13 protein-coding genes and 1 pseudogene are annotated in these 15304 nt (G+C 68.9%); 7 read left to right on the top strand and 7 right to left on the bottom strand.

Translation table 11 applies throughout. The features are described 5' to 3' along the window. Positions 1–25: 25 nt before the first annotated feature. From ABD951_RS16890 to ABD951_RS16865, 6 genes and pseudogenes are all read right to left on the bottom strand, one after another. Entirely contained in the window at positions 26–838 is an 813-nt protein-coding gene (locus tag ABD951_RS16890; RefSeq protein ID WP_345347238.1) for a mycofactocin-coupled SDR family oxidoreductase, read from the bottom strand. Between the two features lie 68 nt (positions 839–906). Then, positions 907–2373 carry an MFS transporter gene (locus ABD951_RS16885; RefSeq protein ID WP_345347235.1) on the bottom strand — a complete coding sequence of 489 codons (1467 nt, stop codon included), beginning with the start codon at positions 2371–2373 and terminating at the stop codon, positions 907–909. Between the two features lie 160 nt (positions 2374–2533). Beyond that, a pseudogene (locus tag ABD951_RS16880) lies at positions 2534–3671 on the bottom strand (3'(2'),5'-bisphosphate nucleotidase CysQ). A 3-nt stretch (positions 3672–3674) separates the two neighbouring features. Next, entirely contained in the window at positions 3675–5519 is a 1845-nt protein-coding gene (cysC, locus tag ABD951_RS16875) for an adenylyl-sulfate kinase (protein WP_345347232.1), read from the bottom strand. Then, a complete protein-coding gene (gene cysD, locus ABD951_RS16870) occupies positions 5519–6442 on the bottom strand; it encodes a sulfate adenylyltransferase subunit CysD (RefSeq protein ID WP_345347228.1) in 924 nt (307 codons plus the stop codon). The genes cysC and cysD overlap by 1 nt, the downstream gene beginning before the upstream one ends. 108 nt (positions 6443–6550) lie before the next feature. Then, on the bottom strand, positions 6551–7495 hold the full coding sequence (locus ABD951_RS16865) for an IclR family transcriptional regulator (protein ID WP_345347225.1): 945 nt from the start codon (positions 7493–7495) through the stop codon (positions 6551–6553). 370 nt (positions 7496–7865) lie between these two features. Here ABD951_RS16865 and ABD951_RS16860 point away from each other — a divergent pair, with 370 nt between their 5' ends. From ABD951_RS16860 to ABD951_RS16845, 4 genes are all read left to right on the top strand, one after another. Continuing rightward, a complete protein-coding gene (locus tag ABD951_RS16860) occupies positions 7866–9032 on the top strand; it encodes a hypothetical protein (RefSeq protein ID WP_345347222.1) in 1167 nt (388 codons plus the stop codon). Between the two features lie 5 nt (positions 9033–9037). Further along, positions 9038–9820 carry an SDR family oxidoreductase gene (locus ABD951_RS16855; protein ID WP_345347219.1) on the top strand — a complete coding sequence of 261 codons (783 nt, stop codon included), beginning with the start codon at positions 9038–9040 and terminating at the stop codon, positions 9818–9820. A 13-nt stretch (positions 9821–9833) separates the two neighbouring features. Continuing rightward, a complete protein-coding gene (locus ABD951_RS16850) occupies positions 9834–10985 on the top strand; it encodes a sulfotransferase family protein (protein ID WP_345347216.1) in 1152 nt (383 codons plus the stop codon). An 83-nt stretch (positions 10986–11068) separates the two neighbouring features. Then, the gene (locus tag ABD951_RS16845; protein WP_345347213.1) at positions 11069–11518 is read left to right on the top strand and encodes a nuclear transport factor 2 family protein; all 450 of its coding nucleotides are present in this window, start codon (positions 11069–11071) and stop codon (positions 11516–11518) included. An 87-nt stretch (positions 11519–11605) separates the two neighbouring features. Here the strand turns inward: ABD951_RS16845 and ABD951_RS16840 are convergent, their stop codons facing one another. After that, positions 11606–12118, bottom strand: coding sequence for a hypothetical protein (locus tag ABD951_RS16840; RefSeq protein ID WP_345347210.1), 513 nt, complete (start codon positions 12116–12118; stop codon positions 11606–11608). 159 nt (positions 12119–12277) lie between these two features. On the opposite strand from ABD951_RS16840, the gene ABD951_RS16835 reads away from it, so the two are divergent. The 3 genes from ABD951_RS16835 to ABD951_RS16825 all read left to right on the top strand — a co-directional run bounded on the left by ABD951_RS16835 (position 12278) and on the right by ABD951_RS16825 (position 15294). Beyond that, on the top strand, positions 12278–13252 hold the full coding sequence (locus ABD951_RS16835) for a cation diffusion facilitator family transporter (protein ID WP_345347207.1): 975 nt from the start codon (positions 12278–12280) through the stop codon (positions 13250–13252). An 80-nt stretch (positions 13253–13332) separates the two neighbouring features. After that, positions 13333–14613, top strand: coding sequence for an MFS transporter (locus ABD951_RS16830; RefSeq protein ID WP_425569865.1), 1281 nt, complete (start codon positions 13333–13335; stop codon positions 14611–14613). A gap of 15 nt (positions 14614–14628) precedes the next feature. Continuing rightward, positions 14629–15294 (top strand): ArsR/SmtB family transcription factor, encoded by a 666-nt coding sequence (locus tag ABD951_RS16825; protein WP_345347201.1) that lies wholly within the window; start codon positions 14629–14631, stop codon positions 15292–15294. Positions 15295–15304: the final 10 nt, after the last annotated feature.

Here is a 15304-nt window from a genome sequence, read left to right as displayed (position 1 = left end):
GGACCGGGGCGACCTCACCGGCCCCTCAGCGGTTGAGGTTCCCCAGGTCCACCGGGATCTGCGCACCGGTGATGTACCTGGCCTCGTCCGAGCACACCCAGGCGACGGCCGCGGCGATGTCCTCCGGCTGCGTGATCGGCTGCGGGAGGGTGTTCATGTAGATCGGGGCCAGGGTCGTCGCGTACTTCTCCAGCACCGGGAGCATCGAGCTCATGTCCATGCCGGTCTCGACACCGGCGGGATGCACCGTGTTGACACGGATCTCGTACTCGCCGAGCTCGTTGGCGATCGCCTTGGCGAGCCCGGTGACGCCGTGCTTGCTGGCGACGTAGTGACTCGTGAGCGGGGTGCCCTTGAGACCCGACATCGAGCTGGTGAACACCATCGCACCACCGGTGCCCTGCTCGATCAGGTGCGGGATCGCCGCCTTCGCGGTGTTGAAGGTGCCGGTCAGGTTGACGTCGATGGTCTCCTGCCACTGCTCCGCGGTGATCTCCCACGACAGCGCCGACGAGCAGATTCCGGCGTTGGCGACCACGACGTCGAGCCGGCCCAGCCGGGCGATGCCGTCGGCGAGGGCCGCCGACAGTCCCTCGAAGTCGCGCACGTCGACCCGGTACGACGCGATCTTCTGACCCGTCGCCTCGACCAGGCGGACCGTCTCGGCCAGGTCGTCGTCCGTCGCCCCCGAATAGGGTGTGCTCGCGAACTGGGTGCAGGCGTCGACCGCGATGATGTTCGCGCCCTCCTCCGCGAAACGGACGGCCTCCGCCCGACCCTGTCCCCGCGCCGCGCCCGTGATGAATGCGACCTTGCCCTCGAACCGACGGGATGCCATGTCCGTACCTCCGTGTGAGTGTGTTGCCGGTTTCCCGAAATCCGCACGCGACGCGCGGATTCCGATTGTCATTCGGTCCCGGGGGCCACGCCCCCGGTCGCCGGGGTGCGACCCGTCCGCATCGCCACCGCGACGAGCAGGGCGAGCACACCGGAAGCACTGCACAGCAGGAACGCGGTGTGGAACCCGCTCGTCGGGAACACCGTCTGATGGGTCGTCGGATCGACCGTGAGCACGTGCGCGGCGAGGATCGCACCGACCGCCGCGGACGCGAAGGAACCCGCGACCGCCTCGGCGGTGTTCTTCATCGACTGGCTGACGCTCTGCGTGTTCGCCGGGACCGCCTCCACGATGAGATTTGCCGACCCGGAGTAGTACATTCCGATGCCCGCACCCATCAGTGCACCGACCAGAACGACCATGCCGTGGGTGTCCGCCAGGCCCGCGGCGGTCAGCGAGACCGCGCAGGTCAGCAGACCGGCCGCCACGATCAACGCGGTACGGGGCGCATGCCGTCGGCTGATCCAGCCGGCGACGAAGCCGCAGGCGCACCCGGCAATGCCCTGCGGCAGGCCGTAATACAGCGCGAACTCGACGGCGTCGAACCCCATGCCGGATCCGGACTCACCGGGCTGTGCGGGCGATCTCAGCAACTGTGGAAACAGCACCGAGGTGGCGCCGGAGATCACGCCGATGAACAGCGCCGCCACCAGGGTCGTCCACACCGCCGGCCGGGCCAGCAGCGTCATCGACATCAGCGGTTCGGACGTGCGCCGCTCGGCCTGCACGAAGGCGACCAGCATCACGACCCCGACCACGGCCGACGGCACCCGCAGGTCGGGTCGGACGGCCGCGACGATCAATGCCCCGACGCCCAATCCCAACAGCACCGCGCCGAGCAGATCGAGGCGGTGCCTGATCCGCACCGGGGTCTCCGGGACGATCGTGGCGACGATCGCGGCGGCGACGGCCATGTAGGCCAGCAGGAACCAGAAGCACGCGCGGAAACCGAGGTTGTCGATGAACCATCCGCCGAGCAGCGGCCCCAGGATCGAGCCCGTCCCCGTGCCGACGCCGATCGCGCCGATCGCCACCGGGACGTAACGGGGCGGGAGCAGATCCCGGATCAGCCCGATGCTGACCACGACCCCGACGACCGCGACTCCCTGCAGACCGCGACCGACGAGCAGCACGGGGAAGGTGGGGGCGATCGCACAGGCGAGCGACCCGACCATGAAACTCGCCGCTCCGCAGAGCAACAGCTTCTTCTTCCCGTGGATGTCGGCCAATTTCGCGAGCACGGGCGCGGTGACACCGGCGACGAGCATGGTCGTGGTGATCACCAGGCCCGGCTGGGTGGTGTGAAACGCGGCGGCGATGTTCGGCAGGGCCGGACTCACCAGTGTGTATTCGAACGTGACGATCTCGGTGATCAACGCAATGACGATCACCAGCACGATCGCCCGCCGACGTGAGGTGTCCGGGGTCATCCGTACCGTGCCGGCGTGCTCGGTCACCTGTTCCGGCTGGACCACTGCTGTTCTCCCCCTTTCCGGAGGGTGACGGGCACCGACCGGCCGGCGTGCGGACGCGCTGCCACGTTCGCTGCGCCAGCCGGTGTGCCTTCGATCGCGGGACGTGTCCACCGCGTGACCCGAGGCACTCCCGGGCCACGCGGGGTCGGGGCGAGCCGACCTATCCGGCGTTCTCCCACGGTTCGAAAATCGCGGTGATGGAACCGATCTCGTCCGTCTTGATCACGAAGTGCTCGGTGATCCGCACGGTGGTGGTCGCCTCGCCGATCTCCAGATCGAGCAGGTATCGCGCGATCACGTTCGAGTCCCACTCACGGAACTCCAGTTCCCGGATCTGCCGCAGCGGCTTGTACTGCTCGCCGGTGGCGAGCTCGTGGAGGATCTCGGCTCCGGACGAGCCGCAGGGCTCACCGTTCTCGAACCGCAGGGCGGCCGGTTCGAGGCGAACGGCGCTGACGTCGTGGGTGATCAGGGACTCGAGGTAGGCCCGCGCGGCTGCGACGCGCGCGCTGTCGGTGTGGTTCACGTTGTACTCCTCAGTGGGTCGGGGCGGCGGCCGCGTCGATCTCGGTGAGCAGCCGGTCCGCGAGGTCTGGGTGGCAGATCAGCAGGTCGGGCAGGTAGGGGTGGGGTTGGTTGTAGGTCAGTGGTGACCCGTCGATTCGGGAGCAGTGCAGGCCGGATGCGAGGGCGACGCCGACGGGAGCGGCGGAGTCCCACTCCCACTGCCCACCGGCGTGGACGTACGCGTCGGCGTCGCCGCGGACCACCGCCATCGCCTTGGCACCGGCGGAGCCCATCGGGACGAGCTCTGCCGGGACCGCCTCCGCCAGGTACGGCGCGAACGCGGGTGGGCGCGAGTCGCTGACCAGAATCCGAAGCCGGTCACGCTCCGGCGCAACCCGTTTCACGGGGGCATCGCTCGCATGCACGACCCCGATCGCCGGCTGGGCCACGGCGGCTGCGGTGACACCACGTCCCGCCTCCCAGAGCGCGACGTGCACGGCCCAGTCGGTGCGGCCGGGAAGGCCGAATTCCCGCGTGCCGTCGAGGGGGTCGATGATCCACACCCGGTCGACGCCCAGCCGGGCCGGGCTGTCGGCGGATTCCTCGGACAGGACTTCGTCGGCGGGGCGTTCCGCGGCCAAGCGCTCGAGCAGGTAGGTGTTCGACTCCGCGTCCCCGCGGCGTCCGAGCTCCCTGGGGTCGCACTCCCCCGCGTCGCGGGTGCGGATTTCGAGCAGCAGCCGACCTGCGGCCGCGGCGAGTTCGGCGGCCAGTCGTGCATCCGAACTCACGGCTCACCCCTGCAGACTGTCGAGGATGGCCTGGGCGAGCGCCCTGGGGTCGCCGTCCTCGGGTCGCAACACCAGATCCGGGTTCGTCGGTTTCTCGTAGGGGGCGTCGATTCCGGTGAAGTCGGTGATCTCGCCGGCCCTGGCCTTGGCGTAGAGGTGTTTCGGGTCGCGGGACTCGCACACCTCGAGGGGGGTGTCGACGAACACCTCGGTGAACGGCAGGCCGGCCTCGACGTGGAGGTCCCGGATCCGGTCGCGTTCGGCCTGGTAGGGGCTGATCACGGACACGATCGCGACGAGGCCGGCGTCGGCGAGCAGTCGGGCGACCTGGCCGACGCGGCGGACGTTCTCGGCGCGGTCCTCGGCGCTGAACCCGAGGTCGGCGTTGAGTCCGTGCCGCAGGTTGTCTCCGTCGAGCAGGTACGCGGCGGTCCCGGACGCGACGAGCCGTCGTTCGAGTTCGACCGCGACCGTGGACTTCCCGGAGCCGGACAGCCCCGTCAGCCACACCGTCCTGCCCTGAGTGGCGCGGTCCTCCCGCCGCACCGCCGCCTCGTGCCAGACGACGTTCGTCGCCTTCTGGGTGGGGGCGGTGATCATGCCTGCGGCGACAGTGTTGTTGGTGGCCTCGTCGACGAGGATGAAGCTTCCCGTGGTGCGGTTGTGCCGGTACGGGTCGAACAGCATCGGCTGCTGCGTACGCAGCTGGACTCGCCCGATCTCGTTGAGCCCCAGCGACGGTGCGGCCTCGTCGCGGTGCAGGGTGTTGACGTCGAGGCGGTAGTCCAGCGACGCGACGACCGCCTTCGACTCGCGGGTGGAGTGCCGCAGGATGTACCGCGACCCGGCGGCGAGCGTGGACTGGTCGGTGAACCAGCACACCAGCGCATCGAGCTCGTGCCCGACGTGCGGACGGTTGTTCGGCCGGCACAGCATGTCCCCGCGGCTGACGTCGATGTCGTCGGCGAGTTCGACGGTGACCGCGCTCGGCGCGAACGCCTCGTCGAGTGGCCGACCACCCGGACCCCAGATCGCCTTGACCGTGCTGGCGAACCCCGACGGCAGGACCACCACGTCGTCGCCCGGTGCGAACACGCCGCTGGCGACGGTGCCGGCGTAGCCGCGGAAGTCGTGCAGGTCGGCGTCGGTCTGCCGCTGCGGGCGGATCACGTACTGGACCGCCAGCCGCGCGTCGATCAGGTTGTGGTCGGAGGCGATGTGGAGTTGCTCGAGGTGGTGCAGCAGCGCACTGCCCTCGTACCACGCCATGTTCGTGCTGCGGTCGACGATGTTGTCGCCCAACAACGCCGAGACCGGGATGAACGTCAGGTCCCCGACGTTCAGCTTCATCGCGAACTGGCGGAACTCCTCACGGATCTCGTCGAACCGGTCCTTCGACCAGCCGACCAGGTCCATCTTGTTCACACACACCACCAGGTGCGGGATCCCGAGCAGCGTGGACAGGAAGGCGTGCCGGCGGGTCTGCTCGACGATGCCGTTGCGGGCGTCGACGAGGATCAACGCGACGTCCGCGGTCGAGGCCCCGGTGACCATGTTGCGGGTGTACTGCGCGTGACCGGGAGTGTCGGCGATGATGAACTTGCGCTTCGGCGTGGCGAAGTAGCGATGCGCCACGTCGATCGTGATGCCCTGTTCGCGTTCCGCCCGCAGGCCGTCGGTGAGCAGCGCGAGGTTGGCGTGCTCGTCGCCGCGGGCCGCGCTGGTGCGCTCGACCGCCTCGAGCTGGTCCTCGAAGATCGCCTTGGAGTCGTAGAGCAGCCGCCCGATCAGGGTGGACTTGCCGTCGTCGACACTGCCCGCCGTCGCGAGCCGCAGTAGCTGGGACATCAGAAGTACCCTTCCTTCTTCCGGTCTTCCATGCCGGCCTCGGAGATCCGGTCGTCGGCGCGGGTCGCGCCGCGTTCGGTGACCCGGGTCGCGGCGACCTCGGCGATCACCTCGTCCACCGTCACGGCGGCGGACTCGACGCACCCGGTGCACGTCGCATCACCGACGGTGCGGAACCGCACCAGCTCCTCGTACGGCTCCTCACCCGGCAACAGGGTCAGGAACCTGGTGTGCGCCAACAGCATCCCGTCCCGCGGAACCACCGGGCGACGATGCGCGTAGTAGATCTCCGGAAGGTCGATGCCCTCTTCGGCGATGTACTGCCAGATGTCGAGCTCGGTCCAGTTCGACAACGGGAACACCCGGATGTGCTCGCCGCGGCGGTGCCGGCCGTTGTAGAGGCTCCACAGCTCGGGCCGCTGGTTCTTCGGATCCCACTGCCCGAACTCGTCACGGAAGCTGAAGATCCGTTCCTTCGCCCGCGCCTTCTCCTCGTCTCGGCGCGCGCCACCGAACGCCGCGTCGAACCCGCCCTCGCTGATGCCCCGCAGCAGCGCGGCGGTCTGCAAACGGTTGCGGCTGGCCCGCGGTCCGGTTTCCTCGACGACGCGACCCGCGTCGATCTCGTCCTGCACGCTGGCCACCACCAGCCGCAGCCCGTGCTCGGCGACCATCCGATCCCGGAACTCGATGACCTCGTCGAAGTTGTGGCCGGTGTCGACGTGCATCACCGGGAACGGCAAGGGCGCGGGCCAGAACGCCCGCGTCGCCAGGTGCAGCATCACCACCGAGTCCTTGCCGCCCGAGAACAACAGGACGGGACGCTCGAAAGTTGCTGCCACCTCACGGAATATGTGCACGGCCTCGGCCTCGAGTGCGCGCAGATGCGACAGCTCGTAAACCGGAAGAGTTGGGGATTTCACTGACGTCTCCTCGCCTTCAACCCACCAGGCGGTTCCATATTTGGAATACCGCGTTCGGAATGGGGAATGGAGGGGACCGTATGACCTACGTCACCGCCGGGTCAATGTTCATTTCCCTCTCAGTGAGACAAACGGGTCGCGGCCGCCGGACTCCGCGGTGATCCGCTCCCCGACCTCGCCGAGCGCGGATCCGAGAGTCACGATCTCGGCGTTGGTGATTTCACGTTCGACGTACATGTTGAGCACCAACACCTGGCGAGCGTCCGCGTCGAACGTGGGCGCGGCGATCAGGCTGACCCGGTGCGACTGAGCCGAGTCGCGAAGCATCTCACCGTGATACATGCGCTCGCCCAGCGTGGCGACCATCTCGCCGAGCAGGTAGCGCACGTCCGCCGGCAGATCACGGGCCACCGCGCCGGCCATCAGCGAGTGCAGCCGCATCATCTCCGGGCTCATGCCCTCGACGAGGTAGCCGCTGGCCCGGCAGTCGGCCGCCACGCGACGCAGATGCTCGCGATCGAGTTCGACCGGGAGCACCGGCTCCCGTGCGAGCCAGCGGTCGAGTTCCTCGTCCGGCTCCCACACCAGGTACATCAGGCCCACCGGCGGGGCGAACGGGTACATCTGTCCCACCTTCGCCGGTGCACGCATCCCCGGTGGGGTCACGATCTCGACGACCACGATCTTGTCGTCGACCACGGTCGACGCCGTGCAGATGGCACCGAACCGTCGACTGAGCTCTTCGAGGTGCGGCCGCACCGTCGGGCCCGCCGAGAGGGCGTGCTGCGCGGCGCGGCCGGCCGGGATCAACGCCGGCCCGAGACCGTAGGTCTTGCCCCTGGCTTCGCGGGTCAGATAGCCGCCGGCCACCAGTTCGGTGACGATTCCGAGGCACGTCGGTTTGCTCACGTCGCACCGCCGGGACAACTCCGCCAGCCCGAAACGCTCCCCGGGGTGGGCGACCATGAAATCGAGCAGCCGGACGACACGCGCCGTGGGCGGTGACGTGCGTTCGAGTCCCTCACGGGCACCGGCCCGCCGTGCGTCGTCCATTGACCCATCCCTTCGCCGCAACCCGGCCTCGTGAAGGACACAAATCCTACCATTGCGTTCCATATTTCGAACACTGGAGAGGTCCGGTGCGCTCGGACGTCGGTGCCGGGCGCGGCGACCCGCTTCCACCCGACATGTCCGGATCGTCCCCGCCGGACCAATCACGTTCGCCCGCATCACCTTCGGCACCCCACCGCACCCAGCGGGACAACTGCACGCGAGTCGATTCGGAAGTCCGCCACGTCCTTCCCGCTGACCGCGTGCGACCCATTGACCAATTCGCAAACCGTGTTCTAGTGTCGGCCAAATCACAAATCTACCGGCGCATTCCATATTTCGAACGCGTCTTCCTTCGGAAGGACCCGCACACGTGCTGACAGACTCATTCGCCACGGCGCTCGCCGAGGCCGAGAAACTCATCGAGACGGCCCCGCACGTGCGGACCGAGCAGGATCTGCTGGAGGGTTACCAATACCTCGCGGCCAGCGTCATCGCGACGGTCCACAACGCCTGGGCCCCGGAGCAGGCACAGCCGATGTTCATCTCCGGCACCGGCCCGTTCACCAAGCAGGGACTCGACAACCCGGACACGCTGTACTTCGGCGCGCACATCACCGACGATGCCGAGTACGTTGTGACCGGAAAGCGCGGAACCACAGCAGATCTCAGCTTCCAGGTACTCGCCGGCGAGTACACCGACACCAACGTCCCTGCGAGCGTGGCGGCCTTCGACGACCGCGACATCGACATCGAACCGGACGGCTCGTTCGAGATCCGCCTCGGTCCCGAGCCGGCCGGCGACCGGCGCAACTACGTCGCCCTCGCCCCGGGTGCCTCGCAGCTCCTCGTCCGGGAGGTGTACAGCGACTGGGGCGCCGAACGTGGCACGATCACGATCGCCCGGACGGACACCGCCGGGCACCCGATCGCACCGCTGACCCGGGTGGCCGCCGAGGGGCACTACGCCGACGCCGGGAAGGCGTTGGTGACGCGAATCCGCACCTGGCTGCAGTTCCCCGAATGGTTCTACCTCAACCTGCCGTTGAACACGTTGACCGAACCGCGACTGACGCCCGGCGGCCTGGCCACCCAGTACTCCTCGGTCGGCCACTACGAACTCGGTGAGGACGAGGCCATGATCATCACCGTCCCGAAATCCGAGGCGCCCTACCAGGGATTCCAGCTCGGCAGCATGTGGTATCTGTCCCTGGACTACCTCAACCACCAGACGTCGTTGAACTCCGCCCAGTCCCAGGTCGACCCGGACGGCAAGATCCGGCTCGTGGTGAGCGAACGGAACCCCGAGGTCACCAACTGGATCGAGACCGTCGGCCACGCCCGCGGGTACCTGCAGTTCCGGTGGCAGCGCCTGTCCCGGGAGCTGACCGCCGCGGACGGCCCGACCGTCGAGATCGTGAAGATCGACGAGGTCGCCTCGAAACTCCCGTACCACGAACAGAACCGGATCACGGCCGAGGATTTCAGGTCCCGAATCGCGGAACGCCAGCGCGCGGTCACCAACCGGATGCTGGGGTGAGCACGATGAACGGAATCCTGACGGACAAGGTCGTCGTGGTCTCCGGTGTCGGGGCAGGACTCGGCCGGTCGATCGCCCTGCGCAGTGCGGCGGCAGGAGCCGATCTCGTGCTCGCCGCCCGCACCGAATCCACCCTGGAGGACGTGGCGAAGGAGGTCATCGCCACCGGTCGGCGTGCGATCACCGTTCCGACGGACATCACCGATCAGGCCTCGGCCGAGAACCTCGTCCGGCGGTCGATGGAGGCCTACGGCCGCGTCGACGTTCTCGTCAACAACGCCTACAAGCTTCCGTCCATGGTCGATCTCGCGCACACCGACTACGGGCACATCCGCGAGAGCGTGGAACTGTCGGTGGTCGGATCGCTGCGGATGAGCCAGCTGTTCACGCCCGCTCTCGCGGAATCCAAGGGCTCGATCGTGATGATCAATTCGATGGTGCTGCGGCACTCCGACCCGATCTACGGCAGCTACAAGCTGAGCAAGGCCGCGTTGCTCTCGATGTCGCAGAGCCTGGCGAGCGAGATCGGCCCTCGGGGAATCCGCGTCAATTCCGTTGCACCGGGATACATCTGGGCCGATGCGGTGAGGGAGTACTTCGAGGGCGTCGCCGCGGAGCAGGGCTGCACGGCGGAGCAGGTGTACGAGCAGACCGCCGCCAACATGGACCTGCGCCGCCTGCCCGAGCCCGACCAGATCGCCGACGCCGTCGTCTTCCTGGCCTCCGACATGGCTGCCGCCATCACCGGCCAGTGCCTCGATGTCAACTGCGGCGAGTACCACCACTGAATCGGAGACGAGAATGAGCAACCACCACAACGCTGTCGGAACGACCGAGGAACTGCACGCTCTCGCGACCGAATCGACCGGCCTGCGGGATTTCGGTGACGACAGCCATGTCGAGGGACTGCGAGTCCTGCTCGACTCGTTCGACCGCGAGGCGCAGCTGACCCCGCTCGGCCAGATGGTCGCGCGGGAGACCGTGCGCGGTGCCCTGGGGGCCCGGGCGCTGAGCGAGGCCGGATTCGCCCGGTACCCGGAACACGCGGGGGTGCCGATCGAACGCCCCGTCTTCGTCACGGGTCTGCCGCGTACCGGGACCACGGCCCTGCACCGCCTGCTGACCGCGGATCCGGGGCATCAGGGACTCGAGATGTGGCTGGCCGAGCGGCCGCAACCGCGACCGCACCGCGACAGCTGGGAGGGCAACCCGGACTTCCAGCAGGTGCAGGCCATCTACGCGGCCCAGCACGAGGCGAATCCGGACATGGCCGGCCTGCACTACATGGACGCCCTCGTGGTCGAGGAATGCTGGCGCCTGCTGCAGCAGTCGATGCTGTCGGTGTCGTTCGAGTGCATCTTCCACGTGCCCGCGTACTCGAACTGGCTGGCCGGACAGGACTGGACCAGTGCGTACGCGCGCCACAAGAAGAATCTGCAACTGATCGGGCTGAACGACACCGGCAAGCGGTGGGTACTCAAGAATCCCAGCCACATGTTCGCCGTGGACGAGATCATGAGTGTGTATCCGGACGCGCTGATCATCCAGACGCACCGGTCGCCGCGCACGGTGATGGCGTCCATCTGCAGTGTCAACGAGCACGCCAGCCGCGGGTGGTCCGAGGCCTTCGACAACGAGACCATCGGCCGCACCCAGCTCGACCTCTGGGCCCGCGGGCTCGACCACTTCGAGAAGGCCCGCGCGCGGTACAACCCGGCCCAGTTCATCGACGTCGACTACCACGACTTCGTCGCGGATCCGCTCGGCACCGTGGAGACGGTCTACACCCACTTCTCGCTGCCGTTCACCGACGAGGCGCGCCTGGCGATGCAGGACATGCACCGCCAAAGCCTGTCCGGCGCCCGGCGTCCCGAACACACCTACGCACTCGCCGACTTCGGGCTCACCGAGTCCGCGGTGGACGAACGGTTCGCCGGCCTCCAGCGAGCCTGACACCCGGCGCCCCGGGGATCGGTCCCCGGGGCGCCGATCCGCCCTCTCGACACCACACATTTCGCGGCCTGAGGAGTCCTACCGTGACCACGAGCCATTGCGCCATTGCCAACCTGATCGGGGTCTACGCCGAACGTATCGACACCGGCGACTTCGCCGGGGTGGCCGAGCTTTTCGCGCACGCCCGCATCACTTCCGAGGGCACCGACCAGGTCTACGCCGGGGCCGACGAGGTGCGCGGCATGTACGAGGCGTGGACCCGCCGCTACGACGACAACGGCACCCCGCACACCAAGCACGTCACGACCAACCTCGTGATCGACGCCGACGACGATGCGGGCACCGGCTCGTGCCGCAGCTACGTGACCGTCTTCCAGGCCACCGACGCGCTGCGGCTCCAGCCGATCTTCGCCGGGCGCTACCACGACCGATTCGAACGCACCGAGGGGATCTGGCGATTCGCTCACCGACACATGATCACCGACCACGTGGGCGATCTCTCCCACCACCTGATGCAGCCGATCGCGAACTGACCACCCGCGCTCGTCACCGGTCGGCCACGAAACCACCACGCGCGCCGCACATCCGAAGATGCGCGGCGCGCGGCGCGGCGCGGTGACTCAGCTGCCGAACGGGAGGGAGATCGCCGAGCTCCCGTCACTGCTGCCGCCGGGGATCAGCCCGACCTGCATGATCTGCGGCTTGTCGATCACCGGGTGGGTGATGTCGAGCAGGCTCACGCAACCGCCGACGACCCCGTACACCCCGGTCGGGATGTCGTTGACCGTGTTCGTCACCGTCTGTCCGGGCAGGGCGCCGAACAGGGTCAGCGGGTTCGACACGTTCGGGTAGACGACGACACCCGGGTCGAGCAGCTTGGTCGGGTCGTCGATCACCGCCGGCACGTCCTTGGCGTTGACCACGAACGCCTGACACCCGGTGAAACTGAGCAGCGTGTTCGGGTTGGTCAGCTTCATCGTGAGGCTGTTGGCGGACGACGACGCCACCACCGTCGGCGGCTGGACCGCGGGTGCGGCCGATGCCGTGGCCGGCATCGCGGCGGCCGCGGCGGCGGTCGTCGCGACCGCGACCGCGGCGCCACCGACGAGCCTCTTCAGGGTGGTACTCGGCATGCTGAACCTTTCGTTCGGGAATCCGGCGCACCGTGCGGCCGGTCGGGGCGAGATCGGAGAAAACCCTAGGGGCGACGGCCTGCAACCGGTCCGCAAATCGCGGATCGTTAGCGTTTCAAGATCATTCCGTTGCCGCGCGAGAGCCTATCGTTGTCGAGCATGAGCTCGGGAACCCGTGCCGCACCGGCGACCGACGCGGCCGATCAGGAGAGCACCGTCACGGTGGTACTGGCGTTCGCGGCGAATCTCGCGATCGCGGTGGCCAAGTCGGTCGCCGCCGCGCTGACCGGATCGGCGTCGATGGTCGCGGAAGCCACCCACTCGTGGGCGGACACCGGCAACGAGGTGCTGCTGCTGATCGCGAACCGGCGGTCCCGGCACCCGGCGGACCGCGCCCACCCGCTCGGTTTCGGCCGCGAGGCGTACATCTGGTCGATGTTCGCGGCCCTCGGCCTGTTCGCGCTCGGCGCGGGAGTGTCGATCACGCACGGGGTCCAGGAGCTGATCCACCCCGAACCCGCGAGCGACTACGGCGTCGCGTACGCGGTGCTCGGCATCTCGTTCGTGCTGGAGGCGATCTCGTTCCGGCAGGCGTACCGGCAGGTGCGCAGCGAAGCGGCGTCCGCGGACCGCGACCTGCTCGAACACGCACTGAAGACCTCCGACCCGACGGTCCGTGCGGTGTTCGCCGAGGACGCGGCCGCGCTGATCGGCCTGGTGATCGCGTTCACCGGCGTCCTGGCCCACCAGCTGACCGGGTCGCCGGTCCCGGACGCGATCGGCTCGATCCTCGTCGGCGTCCTCCTCGGCGTCATCGCGGTCGTCCTGATCGACCGCAACCGCCGCTTCCTCGTGGGGGAGGAGGCGTCCCCGCAGCTCCGCGACGCCGGGCTGCAGGCGCTGCTCGATCTGCCGGAGGTCGACCGCGTCACGATGCTGCGGATGGAGTACCTCGGCCCGCGGCAGGTGTACCTCGTCGCCGCCGTCGACCTGGCCGGGGACGCCGCCGAGCACACCGTCGCGGAGATCCTCGACCGCTGCGCGCGACGGCTCGAGCAGCGCTCTCACATCCGCAAGGCGGTGCTGTCACTCGCCACGGCCGACGAACCCGCGCTCACGCCCGGCGCCGGGTGACCGGAACCGTCACCCGCCGTGCGCGCTACTATTCCATGGATCATTGGAATATAGGCGTCAGAGGTGGGAGGTCGACCCCGGTGTCGCAGAACGACGCACAGGTCGCCGCGTCGAACGCGGACGACGACACGGAACGCCGGCGGCTGCAGAAGCGCACGCTGGCCGTGGTCGTCGTCAGTCAGGTGCTCGGCGGTGCCGGGCTCGCCGCCGGGATCACCGTCGGAGCGCTGCTCGCCCAGCAGATGCTCGGATCGGACGGCCTGGCCGGGGCCCCGATCGCCCTGTTCACCCTCGGCTCCGCGTTCGCCGCCTTCCTGATCGGCCGGATCACGCAGTCGCGCGGTCGCCGCACCGGACTCGGGCTCGGGTTCGGTGCCGGTGGGGTCGGCGCGCTCGGTGTGGTGCTCGCCGCGACCAGCGAGAGTGTGCCCCTGCTGTTCGTGTCGCTGTTCGTGTACGGCGCCGGAACCGCGACGAACCTCCAGGCCCGGTACGCCGGCACCGATCTCGCGCCTGCGGCGCAGCGCGGCACCGCGATCAGCGTCGCGATGGTCGCCACCACCATCGGAGCCGTCGCGGGACCGAATCTCGTCGAGCCGCTCGGCACGTTCGCGACCACGCTCGGCCTGCCCGCCCTGTCCGGTCCGTTCCTTCTCGCCGCCGTCGCGTATCTCGCCGCGGGTGCGACGCTGTTCGCCCTGCTCCGACCCGACCCGTTTCTCGTTGCACGGCACCTCGATTCGGGGTCGTCGACGCCGGCCTCCCACCCCGGCGCCGCCCCCCGGCCCGGGACGGGCGCCTACGTCGGCGCCACCGTGATGGTGCTCACCCAGGTCGCGATGATCGCGATCATGACGATGACCCCGGTGCACATGCGGGCGCACCATCACGGCCTCGGCGACGTCGGCCTGGTGATCGGCATCCACGTCGGTGCGATGTACCTGCCGTCGCTGGTCACCGGCGTGCTCGTCGACCGGGTCGGTCGTGTCCCGATGGCCGCCGCGGCCGGAGTCACCCTGCTGCTCGCCGGGAGCACCGCCGCGGTGGCCCCCGCGGACTCGCTCGGTCTTCTGATCGTGGCCCTCGCCCTGCTCGGACTGGGCTGGAACTTCGGCCTCATCTCCGGCACCGCCCTGGTCGTCGACGCCACCGTTCCCGAGAACCGCCCGCGCACGCAGGGCACGATCGACGTCCTGATCGCGCTCGCCGGCGCCGCGGGCGGCGCGATGTCCGGCGTGGTGATGTCCGCGACCGACTACCGAACCCTCGCGCTCGGTGGAGGAGTGCTCGCACTCCTGCTGATCCCGGTGCTGTTCGCGGTCCACCGCGACCGCAGCGACGCACCGGCCCGGGTCGACTGAGCACTGGAGAATCCGTTGACCGGTGTTCCCGACCGCAAAGCTGCTCTCTTCGACCAGATCGCCAGGGTCGGAAAGGCGATCGCCCACGGCCGCCGACTCGAGATCCTGGACCTGCTCGCGCAGGGCGAGCGCACCGTCGAATCCATCGCGACGGCGACCGGATTGAACCTCACGACCGCCTCCGCGAACCTGCAGACCCTCAAGGCCGGTGGACTCGTCCTGGCCCGCAGAGAAGGAACCCGCCGGCACTATCGCCTGGCAGGCCCCGACGTCGCCCGGCTCTTCGCGCTCGTCCAGGCGGTCGCGGAGGCGCACCTTTCGGATGTCGCGGTCGAAGCCGCGGCCGTCCTCGGGTCACCCGACGACGCGATGACCCGCGACGAACTCGTCCGCCGGCTCGACACCGGCGACGTGGTCCTCGTCGACGTGCGCCCGCGCGACGAGTTCGAGGCCGGACACATCCCCGGCGCCGTCAACGTCCCGGTCGCCGAACTCGCCGACCGGCTCGACGACCTGCCCTCCGGGCACGAGATCGTCGCCTACTGCCGCGGCGCGTTCTGCGTGATGGCGCCGGACGCCGTCCGGATCGCCAGGGCCGCCGGCCGGGCCGTCAAGCGCCTCGACGAGGGCATGCTCGAATGGCGACTCGCCGGCCTCCCGGTCGACGGCACCACCGGCTGACCGGTCCGCC

The organism is Rhodococcus olei (genome assembly GCF_039540555.1).
In the GTDB taxonomy this organism is placed as follows: domain Bacteria; phylum Actinomycetota; class Actinomycetes; order Mycobacteriales; family Mycobacteriaceae; genus Rhodococcus_G; species Rhodococcus_G olei.
This window is presented reverse-complemented; position numbering and strand designations above follow the sequence as displayed.

What these genes read in the sequence shown, in the direction of transcription:
- ABD951_RS16890 (WP_345347238.1), bottom strand. Translation starts at nt 838, where the DNA reads ATGGCATCCCGTCGGTTCGAGGGCAAGGTCGCATTCATCACGGGCGCG.
- cysC (WP_345347232.1), bottom strand. Translation starts at nt 5,519, where the DNA reads ATGTCCCAGCTACTGCGGCTCGCGACGGCGGGCAGTGTCGACGACGGC.
- ABD951_RS16865 (WP_345347225.1), bottom strand. Translation starts at nt 7,495, where the DNA reads ATGGACGACGCACGGCGGGCCGGTGCCCGTGAGGGACTCGAACGCACG.
- ABD951_RS16855 (WP_345347219.1), top strand. Translation starts at nt 9,038, where the DNA reads ATGAACGGAATCCTGACGGACAAGGTCGTCGTGGTCTCCGGTGTCGGG.
- ABD951_RS16850 (WP_345347216.1), top strand. Translation starts at nt 9,834, where the DNA reads ATGAGCAACCACCACAACGCTGTCGGAACGACCGAGGAACTGCACGCT.
- ABD951_RS16840 (WP_345347210.1), bottom strand. Translation starts at nt 12,118, where the DNA reads ATGCCGAGTACCACCCTGAAGAGGCTCGTCGGTGGCGCCGCGGTCGCG.
- ABD951_RS16835 (WP_345347207.1), top strand. Translation starts at nt 12,278, where the DNA reads ATGAGCTCGGGAACCCGTGCCGCACCGGCGACCGACGCGGCCGATCAG.